Origin of the sequence: Gordonia sihwensis NBRC 108236, assembly GCF_000333035.1 — a bacterium.
Taxonomy (GTDB): domain Bacteria; phylum Actinomycetota; class Actinomycetes; order Mycobacteriales; family Mycobacteriaceae; genus Gordonia; species Gordonia sihwensis.
This window is the reverse complement of the sequence record NZ_BANU01000015.1, coordinates 38744-47403: the sequence shown is the minus strand read 5'-3', so window position 1 is coordinate 47403 and position 8660 is coordinate 38744. Positions and strand designations below refer to the sequence as shown.

At 69.5% G+C, this 8660-nt stretch carries 9 protein-coding genes; 4 read left to right on the top strand and 5 right to left on the bottom strand.

Going from position 1 to position 8660, the window contains the following annotated elements:
- Positions 1-2 precede the first annotated feature (2 nt).
- The 4 genes from nuoK to nuoN are packed head-to-tail and all read left to right on the top strand — an operon-like array spanning position 3 to position 5452.
- A complete protein-coding gene (gene nuoK, locus GSI01S_RS10695) occupies positions 3-302 on the top strand; it encodes an NADH-quinone oxidoreductase subunit NuoK (RefSeq protein ID WP_006896570.1) in 300 nt (99 codons plus the stop codon).
- A 4-nt stretch (positions 303-306) separates the two neighbouring features.
- Positions 307-2208 (top strand): NADH-quinone oxidoreductase subunit L, encoded by a 1902-nt coding sequence (gene nuoL, locus GSI01S_RS10690; RefSeq protein ID WP_006896569.1) that lies wholly within the window; start codon positions 307-309, stop codon positions 2206-2208.
- Entirely contained in the window at positions 2205-3794 is a 1590-nt protein-coding gene (locus tag GSI01S_RS10685) for an NADH-quinone oxidoreductase subunit M (RefSeq protein WP_006896568.1), read from the top strand. The genes nuoL and GSI01S_RS10685 overlap by 4 nt, the downstream gene beginning before the upstream one ends.
- The gene (gene nuoN, locus GSI01S_RS10680) at positions 3791-5452 is read left to right on the top strand and encodes an NADH-quinone oxidoreductase subunit NuoN (RefSeq protein WP_006896567.1); all 1662 of its coding nucleotides are present in this window, start codon (positions 3791-3793) and stop codon (positions 5450-5452) included. The genes GSI01S_RS10685 and nuoN overlap by 4 nt, the downstream gene beginning before the upstream one ends.
- Here nuoN and GSI01S_RS10675 read toward each other — a convergent pair.
- The 5 genes from GSI01S_RS10675 to GSI01S_RS10655 all read right to left on the bottom strand — a co-directional run bounded on the left by GSI01S_RS10675 (position 5411) and on the right by GSI01S_RS10655 (position 8592).
- On the bottom strand, positions 5411-5938 hold the full coding sequence (locus GSI01S_RS10675) for an NUDIX hydrolase (RefSeq protein WP_006896566.1): 528 nt from the start codon (positions 5936-5938) through the stop codon (positions 5411-5413). The two genes, nuoN and GSI01S_RS10675, sit on opposite strands and share 42 nt — an antisense overlap.
- Before the next feature lie 10 nt (positions 5939-5948).
- Positions 5949-6257 carry a 4a-hydroxytetrahydrobiopterin dehydratase gene (locus tag GSI01S_RS10670; protein ID WP_006896565.1) on the bottom strand — a complete coding sequence of 103 codons (309 nt, stop codon included), beginning with the start codon at positions 6255-6257 and terminating at the stop codon, positions 5949-5951.
- 3 nt (positions 6258-6260) lie between these two features.
- Positions 6261-7205: an esterase/lipase family protein gene (locus GSI01S_RS10665; RefSeq protein ID WP_006896564.1), complete on the bottom strand. Its 945-nt coding sequence runs from the start codon at positions 7203-7205 to the stop codon at positions 6261-6263.
- A 4-nt stretch (positions 7206-7209) separates the two neighbouring features.
- A complete protein-coding gene (locus GSI01S_RS10660) occupies positions 7210-7758 on the bottom strand; it encodes a GNAT family N-acetyltransferase (protein ID WP_006896563.1) in 549 nt (182 codons plus the stop codon).
- A gap of 66 nt (positions 7759-7824) precedes the next feature.
- A complete protein-coding gene (locus tag GSI01S_RS10655; RefSeq protein WP_006896562.1) occupies positions 7825-8592 on the bottom strand; it encodes a crotonase/enoyl-CoA hydratase family protein in 768 nt (255 codons plus the stop codon).
- Positions 8593-8660 lie beyond the last annotated feature (68 nt).

Genomic DNA, 8660 nt, shown 5'->3' with positions numbered 1-8660 from the left:
CGATGAACCCGGCCAACTACCTGTATCTCTCGGCGCTGCTGTTCGCGATCGGCGCCTCGGGCGTCCTGCTTCGACGCAACGCGATCGTGGTGTTCATGTGCATCGAGTTGATGCTCAATGCGGGCAACCTCTCGTTCGTCACCTTCGCCCGCATGCACGGCAGCCTCGACGGTCAGGTGATCGCCTTCTTCACGATGGTCGTCGCCGCCGCCGAGGTGGTGGTGGGACTGGCGATCATCATGATGATCTTCCGCACCCGCAGGTCGGCCTCGGTCGACGACGCCGACCTGTTGAGGCGGTGAACCGATGAGCCACGATCTCACCAGCGCCCTGCTCTGGCTGATCCCCGGACTGCCCGCCCTCGGCGCGGCCGTCCTGCTGATCGCCGGCCGCCGCACCGACCGCTGGGGCCACCTCGCCGCCACCGCGCTGGTGACGGTGTCGGCGGTTCTCGGAATCGCGATGTGGATCGGCATGATCGGGCGCGACGGCGGGGCCCGCACAGTGACCAGCGGAAGCTACCGGTGGATCACCGCCGGTGATTTCAGCGTCGACGCCGCGCTGCGCCTGGACCAGCTGTCGATGTGCTTCGTGCTGCTGATCACCGTCGTCGGCGCGCTGATCCACGTCTACTCGATCGGCTACATGAGTCACGATCCCGACCGCCGCCGGTTCTTCGCGTACCTCAACCTGTTCGTCGCGGCGATGCTGATCCTCGTGCTCGCCGACAGCTACCTCGGGCTGTATCTGGGCTGGGAGGGCGTCGGTCTGGCGTCGTACCTGCTGATCGGCTTCTGGCAGCACAAGCCGAGCGCCGCGACGGCGGCCAAGAAGGCCTTCGTGATGAATCGGGTGGGCGACATCGGCATGGTGATCGCGCTGGCCGTCATGTTCGCGACCTTCGGCTCGGTGAGCTTCGACGGTGTCTTCGGCTCGGCGGCCACCGCGAGTGAGGCGACGCTGACGGCGATCTGCTTCATGCTGCTGCTCGGCGCGTGCGCGAAGTCGGCGCAGGTGCCGCTGCAGGCCTGGCTCGGCGACGCGATGGAGGGCCCCACCCCGGTCTCGGCGCTGATCCACGCGGCGACCATGGTGACCGCGGGCGTCTACCTGATCACCCGGTCGGCGCCGCTGTTCGATCTGGCTCCGCACGCGCAGACCGCCGTCGTGGTCGTCGGCGCGGTGACCCTGCTCTTCGGCGCGATCATCGGCTGCGCCAAGGACGACATCAAGAAGGCGCTCGCCGCCTCCACCATGAGTCAGATCGGCTACATGGTCCTCGCCGCCGGACTCGGGCCCGCCGGGTACGCCTTCGCGATCCTGCATCTGCTCACCCACGGATTCTTCAAGGCCGGACTGTTCCTCGGGTCCGGCTCGGTGATGCACGCGATGAACGACGAGACCGACATGCGGCGCTTCGGAGGGCTCCGGGCCGCCATGCCGATCACGTTCGTCACGTTCGGGTTCGGCTACCTCGCGATCATCGGCGTCCCGCCGTTCGCGGGCTTCTACTCCAAAGACCACATCATCGAGGCCGCTTTCGGTGACGGCGGTGTTCGCGGATGGCTGCTGGGCGGGGTGGCCGTCGTCGGCGCGGGAGTCACCGCCTTCTACATGACGCGCGTGATGGTTCTGACCTTCCTCGGCGAGAAGCGGTGGGCACCCGACGCCAAGCCGCATGAGGCGCCGCGGTCGATGACCGGGCCGATGATCGTGCTGGCGGCCGGCTCCCTGCTCTCGGGCGGTCTGCTCGCGATCGGCGGCTCGCTCGCCGACTTCCTCGCGCCGGTGGTCGGCGCCGTCCCCGAGGAGAGCGGTCCGCTGCCCGCCTGGTTCGTGACCGTGATCGTGCTGGCCGTAGTGGTGGTCGGCGCGGCGATCGCCTGGCGTCAGTACGGGCGGGGTGATGTCCCGGAGACGGCACCGGCCGACGTCTCGGGTCTCACCGTCGCGGCGCGCGCCGACCTGTACGGCGACGCCTTCAACGAACGGGTCTTCGCGATCCCCGGTGCCCGGCTCACCGCCGGGCTGGTACGGGCGGAGGACCGTGGTCTCGGCGCGGTGCCCGCGGGGGTCGGAGCCGGCGTCACCGGACTGTCGGTCCTGGCCAGGCGCGGACAGAACGGCTTCGTCCGGTCGTATGCCCTCTCGATACTCGCGGGCACCGTCGCGGTGGCCGCCCTGACCCTGGTGGTGAGCGCGCTGTGACGAACTCCGGAACCGTTCCGTGGCTCACCGTGCTGTGGCTGCTGCCCGCGGTGGCCTCGCTCGTGGTGATGCTCCTGCCCGCCGGCCGGGCCGCCGACGCCCGCCGGGTCTCGCTCGGGGCGTCGCTGCTCACCCTCGGCTGGGCGGTCGTCGTCGTCACCCGATTCTCGTCCGGCACCGGCGGCTACCAACTCACCGAGGACGTCAGCTGGATCCCGGCGTTCGGCGCCCGCTACAGCCTCGCGCTGGACGGGGTCGGGCTGGCGCTGATCCTGTTGACGGCGGTGCTGACACCGATCCTGCTGCTCGCCGGATGGCGCGACGTGAGCGATGCCGGCAATCGCCGGGTGCACATCTACGTGGCGCTGATGCTCGCGGTCGAGTCGATGGTGCTGATGAGCTTCGTCGCGACCGATGTATTGCTGTTCTACATCTTCTTCGAGGCGATGCTGGTGCCGATGTACTTCCTCATCGGCGGTTTCGGCGCCGCTGACGAGGGACGCCGGTCGCGGGCGGCCGTCAAGTTCCTGCTCTACAACCTCTTCGGCGGGTTGATCATGCTGGCGGCGGTGATCGGGCTGTACGTGGTGAGCTCCCGGTCGGGTCTGGGTCCGGACGGGGCCGGGACATTCAGCTTCTCCGACCTCGCCGCGGCCGCGTCCGCCGGTGGCCTCGACGCCTCCCAGGCGACGCTCGACCTGCTCTTCCTCGGATTCTTCTTCGCCTTCGCGGTCAAGGCACCGCTGTGGCCCGTGCACACCTGGTTGCCGGACGCGGCGGTGTCGACCACGCCCGCGGCCGCGGTGATGATGATGGCCGTCATGGACAAGGTCGGCACCTTCGCGATGCTGCGGTTCTGCATCGGTCTCTTCCCCGACGCGTCGGCCCGGTTCGCACCGTGGATCTCCGCGCTCGCCGTCGTCAGCATCGTCTACGGAGCGCTGTGCGCCATCGGGCAGCGCGACGTGATGCGCCTGATCTCGTACACCTCCATCTCACACTTCGGGTTCATCGTCCTCGGCGTCTTCGCCCTCACCGGGCAGGGACAGTCCGGCTCGGCGCTGTACATGGTCAACCACGGTCTCTCGACGGCCGCGCTGTTCCTGGTGGCGGGATTCCTGGTGAGCCAGCGGGGCAGCTCGCTGATCGCCGATTACGGCGGGGTGCAGAAGCTCGCCCCGGTGCTGGCAGGCACGTTCCTGGTGGCCGGTCTGGCGACTCTCTCCCTTCCCGGACTGGCGCCGTTCGTGAGTGAGTTCCTGGTCCTCATCGGCACCTTCACGCGGTATCCCGTCGCCGCGATCGTCGCCGCGTCGGCCCTGGTGCTGTCGGCGGTCTACATCCTGTGGACGTATCAGCGCATGATGGGCGGACCCGAACGGCTCAGCGCCACGGTCGACGCCGGAGCGCAGGTGCCGATACGGGATCTCGATCTGCGGCAGAAGGCGGTCGTCGCGCCGTTGATCGTCGGACTGCTGGTGCTCGGTTTCTTCCCGCGGCTGGTGCTGGACTACATCGATCCGGCGGTGTCCCCGGCCCCGATCAGCACCCCGGCCGTCAGTGCCGGTGAAGGAGGTCATCGATGACCCTCGCGAGTGCTCTCGACGCTCACAGCATCGACTACTTCCGGCTCTCCCCCATGCTGATCGTCTTCGGCGCCGGAGTGATCGCGGTCCTGGTGGAGGCCTTCGCTCCGAAGCAGCGGCGCTACCGCGCCCAGCTGTGGCTGGCCGGAGGCGCCCTGGTGGCGGCCTTCGTGGCGCTGATGTTCGTCACCGCGTCCTTCATGGCGGACGGCGCCTCGGTGGCGATGTCCGGTGCCGTGGTGATCGACGGTCCGGCGCTGCTGCTGCAAGGTGCGGTGCTGGTGGTCTCGCTGGGCTCGATCGCGGTGATGGGCGAGCGCCGGCTCGACCGGGTGTGGGCGCCGCTGGAGGTGCGCACCGCGGCGGGCGAGCGCATCGCGGTCGGCGGGTCGAGCGGCGACGCCGCCGACGCCGATCTCCCCGCCGACGCCTTCACTCCCTCCGGCGCCACCGTTCCCGGCTCCCCCGACGAACTCGTCGCCGGGCGCGCGGGGGCGATCACCACAGAGGTCTACCCGCTCGCACTGCTCGCCGTCGGCGGAATGATGCTGTTCGGTGCGTGCGGCGATCTGCTCACCATGTTCATCGCGCTCGAGGTGCTGTCGCTCCCGCTGTACCTGCTGTGCGGACTCGCACGGCGACGCCGGCTGCTGTCGCAGGAGGCATCGCTCAAGTACTTCCTGCTGGGTGCGTTCTCGTCGGCGATCTTCCTGTTCGGCGCCTCGTTCGCCTACGGCGCGACGGGATCGCTGTCGCTGTCGGCCATCGGCGACGCCGTCGCGGGCGGTGAGCTCGAACCGGCCGCCGACCGCACGCTCGCGGTGCTCGCGGTGACCCTGCTCGCCGTCGGACTGCTCTTCAAGGTGGGCGCGGTGCCGTTCGGCTCGTGGGTACCCGACGTCTACCAGGGCGCTCCGACTCCGGTCACCGCGCTGATGGCCTCCGCGACCAAAGTGGCGGCGTTCGGCGCACTGCTGCGGGTGCTGCACGTATCGTTCGGCGCGCTGGAGCCGCAGTGGCGGCCCGCCCTGTGGGCGGTCGCGATTCTCACGATGGTGGTCGCGACGCTCATGGCCGTCACCCAGGGCGACCTGAAGCGCATGCTCGCCTACTCCTCGGTGAGCCACGTCGGTTTTGCACTGGTCGGGGCGATCACGATGTCGAAGGACGGCGTGGCCGCCACGCTGTTCTACGTCTGCGCCTACGCGTTGTCTGCATTCGGTGCTTTCGCGCTGCTGTCGGTGGTCCGCGACGGCGCCGGGCGCGAGAGCACCGAGATCGCCGCGTGGGCCGGGCTCGGCCGCAGGCGACCCCTGGTCGGGGCGATGATGTCGCTGTTTCTGCTCTCATTCGCCGGCATCCCGCTCACCAGCGGATTCATCGCCAAGTTCGCGGTCTTCAGCGCGGCCGGCGACGACGGCGCCTGGCCGCTGGTCATCGTCGGCGTCCTCTGCAGCGCCGTCGCCGCGTACTTCTACATCCGGGTCATCGTCGCGATGTTCTTCTCCGATCCCCCGCAGGATGCTCCCGAGGTGGTCACTCCGAGTCTGCTGACCTCGGTGCCGATCGCGCTGTCGGCGGCGCTGACCCTCGTGCTGGGTCTGTTCCCCCAGTGGCTACTCGACCTCGCGACCTCCGCCGCCTTCTACCGAGGCTGACTCAGCGCCGCCGAAGGCCGTCGCACCGGTGCCACTGACTGCGAGCTCGATCCGCTTCCTCAGGTCGTCGGAGCCGAGATCGTCGAGGTCGTCGAGACGTCGCCACATCACCTCGGTCAGTTCGCCGTCGGACGGCACTGGGTCGCCCGACCGCCAGCGGCAGCGGAACGTCAGATCGAGGTAGTCCACCTGGTCGCCGTTCACGTGCGTGCGCCGGGGCAACTGGTGCACCCACGCCAGCCGCTCCACCTCGATGTCGACTCCCGCCTCCTCCAACGCCTCCCGCCGCGCGGCCGTCGCGGGTTCCTCACCGGGATCGACGATCCCGGTGATGGGCGCCAGCGCGCCGTTGTCCGACCGACGTCCCAGCAGAACCCGAACTTCGTTCGCGTCCTCCCGCAGGATCACGGCGGTCACACCGATCAGCACCAGCGGGTCATGACCGATGTGCTCGCGCAGCTTCAGGACGTACTCGGGGGTCGGCATGAGCGTCAGGCTACGCGGGCTCGATTCCCTTCTCCGCGGCGATCGCGTCGATCCGCTGCGCCAGCGCGACGTCGAAGGAGGTCAGCTGACCGACGCTGTGCGTCACCAGCCGGAAGGCCACCGTCGGATACCGCAGGTCGACGTCGGGGTGATGACCGGCCTCCTCGGCCGCCGCCACCACGGCGGTCACCATCTCCAGACCGCGGACCATGTTGCCCGGCCGGTACTCGGCCACGAGCATCCCGTCGTCGACGGTCCAGGCATCGGGGGTCTGGGCGAGCGCCTCCGCCTGGGTCACGGGCTCCGGTTTCTGCGTCATGATTCATCCTCCTGTCACCGGTGACACGTCGACGCAGGGCACCGGACGCGGATGCGCCAGATCCAGGGCGTTGAGTACCAGCGCCGCGCTGCGTCTGTTCGACGTGATCGACATGTGGTCGGAACGGTCGCGGGAGCAACCGTCCTGTACGACGATGTTGCGCACCCGAGTGCCGGGCGGACCGTCGAGCAGCCCGGCGGTGTACGGCGTCACGATCTCATCGTCGCGGGTCACGATGTTGGTGTAGGCGACGCCGGGCAGATACGGCGTCGGCTCGCGGACGGCTCTGTTGAAATCGAGATCCTTCGGCGGCGACGAACACTCCGGGCAGGCCGGCCGGACGGGTTCGGCGATGCCGAGGCTCCGGCGGAACGACGCGATCGCCTCACCGCGCGCATCGTCGTCGTCGGGGCCCTGCCGCCAGTACGGCGCGAGGGAGACGTAGTGCGCCACCTCTCCGCGGCCGCCGAGGTACTTCATCCAGTACGTGGGGATCTCGGTGCCAAGCGAGTGCCCGACCAGATCCACCTGGTCCGCGCCGGTGGCGGCCCGCACGCGGTCAATGAATCGCTTGACGTCCCAAGCACTGTCGAGCTTGGGACCGAGGCCCCCGAGCGCGGAGACCGGCCAGACTCGCGCGAGCGCACCGTAGGTCGGGGCGAAGACGCAGTAGCCGTCGTTCTTGAGTACCGGAGCCAGTGTGGCCCAATTGGTCTGGCGGCCGCCGCCGCTGCCGTGCAGCAGCACCACCGGGTGCGGGTGACGCGGCGTCGGTCGGCACGAGAAGTCGTTGGTGCCCGGCAGCGAGCCGCCGGGGTTCGCCAGCTCGGCGCGGATTCCGGCGAGGAAGTCGTACGGGACCGGCAGCCGGGCCGGAGCCGCGGTCGCGGTTCCGGGGACACAGGCCAGCGCGACGAGGAGAATCAGCAGTGAAAGCCGCGCCGCCACCGTCTCAACTCCTCGCGGCGGCCAGGTAGTCGTCTTGGAAGATGCCCATCCGCGTGGCGTCCCGGTAGGCGCCGTCGGCGAAGAACTCTCGGCGCAGCACCCCCTCGACGACGAACCCCGCCTTCTCGTACACGTGGATGGCCGCGGCGTTCTCGGTGTCCACCAGCAGGTACACCTTGTGCAGGTTGAGCGAGCGGAATGCGAAGTCGAGCGCCGCGCGCGTCGCCGCGCCGGCGTATCCGCGTCCCTGCTCGCCGGGCGCGATGATGATCTGGAATTCGCAGTTGCGGTGCACCTGGTCGATGTACACCAACTCGACCAGCCCCACCCGGCGTCCGGCGGCGTCGACGATGAAGCGGCGCTCACGGTCTCCGCACCGCTGCTGCCGGGCGAATGTCTCCTCGAGGTCGGTGATGGTCACGTGCGCCGGCTCGAACCAGTAGCGCATCACCTCGGGATCGTTGAAAAGGCCGTGGACGAACTGCAGATCGGCCCGTTCCAGTGCCCGGAGCCTCGGCGCTGCGAAGGTCTCCGGAGTCGTAGCGTCACCCATGTCTGAGACCCTACTGCGACGCGGCCCGGCGCGGGAGTGCCGGATGCCCGACTCAGGGTGTCCGGGTCAGATGTCGTCGAACGACCCGCCGCGTCCCCTGCCCGCCGCGAAACGCTGCGCGCCGCCGACACCGTCGGCACGCAGCGAGGTCATGCCGATCGCGAACTCCCGGCGCAGCGCGGCCTCCTCGGAGTCCGCCCACTGTGCGCGGGCCGAGCGACGGTCGCCGCGCATGCAGGTGGCGGGCATGCGCGCGATGTCGTGGGCGAGCGCGACCGCCGCCTCCCGTGCGGTGCCCGCCGGGACCACGCGGTTCACCAGACCGAACGTCAGCGCCTCCGCGGCGTCGACGGGACGGCCGGTCAGGATGAGGTCCATCGCACGGCTGTGTCCGATCAGGCGCGGCAGGCGGACCGTTCCGCCGTCGATCAGCGGTACGCCCCACCGGCGGCAGAACACGCCGAACGTGGCGTCCTCGTCGGCGACCCGCAGATCGCACCACAGTGCCAGTTCCAGCCCGCCGGCCACCGCGTGCCCGTTGATCGCGGCGACGACCGGCTTGTCGAGGTCCATCCTGGTCGGTCCCATCGGGCCGTCTCCGTCCGGCGTCAGCACATTGGTGCGCTCGGTGCCGACGGCCTTGAGATCGGCACCGGCGCAGAACGACGGACCGTCGCCCGCCAGCACCGCCACCCGGGCCTCGGAGGCCTCGAATTCGCGGAAGGCGGCGGCGAGTTCGCGCGCCATGCCGGCGTCGACCGCGTTGTGCCGTTCCGGCCGGGCCATGATCACCACCGTCACGTCGCCGTCGCGCTCCACCCTGACGTCGTTCATCACTGCACTCCTTCGCCGGAACCCCGATCTTTTGGGGAGTTCGGCGTTCTGTCAAGGCGACCGCGTGA

Excerpts from the sequence above, each read along its gene's own strand:
- nuoK (WP_006896570.1), top strand. The coding sequence starts at position 3 with ATGAACCCGGCCAACTACCTGTATCTCTCGGCGCTGCTGTTCGCGATC.
- nuoN (WP_006896567.1), top strand. The coding sequence starts at position 3,791 with ATGACCCTCGCGAGTGCTCTCGACGCTCACAGCATCGACTACTTCCGG.
- GSI01S_RS10670 (WP_006896565.1), bottom strand. The coding sequence starts at position 6,257 with ATGACGCAGAAACCGGAGCCCGTGACCCAGGCGGAGGCGCTCGCCCAG.
- nuoL (WP_006896569.1), top strand. The coding sequence starts at position 307 with ATGAGCCACGATCTCACCAGCGCCCTGCTCTGGCTGATCCCCGGACTG.
- GSI01S_RS10675 (WP_006896566.1), bottom strand. The coding sequence starts at position 5,938 with ATGCCGACCCCCGAGTACGTCCTGAAGCTGCGCGAGCACATCGGTCAT.
- GSI01S_RS10660 (WP_006896563.1), bottom strand. The coding sequence starts at position 7,758 with ATGGGTGACGCTACGACTCCGGAGACCTTCGCAGCGCCGAGGCTCCGG.
- GSI01S_RS10655 (WP_006896562.1), bottom strand. The coding sequence starts at position 8,592 with ATGAACGACGTCAGGGTGGAGCGCGACGGCGACGTGACGGTGGTGATC.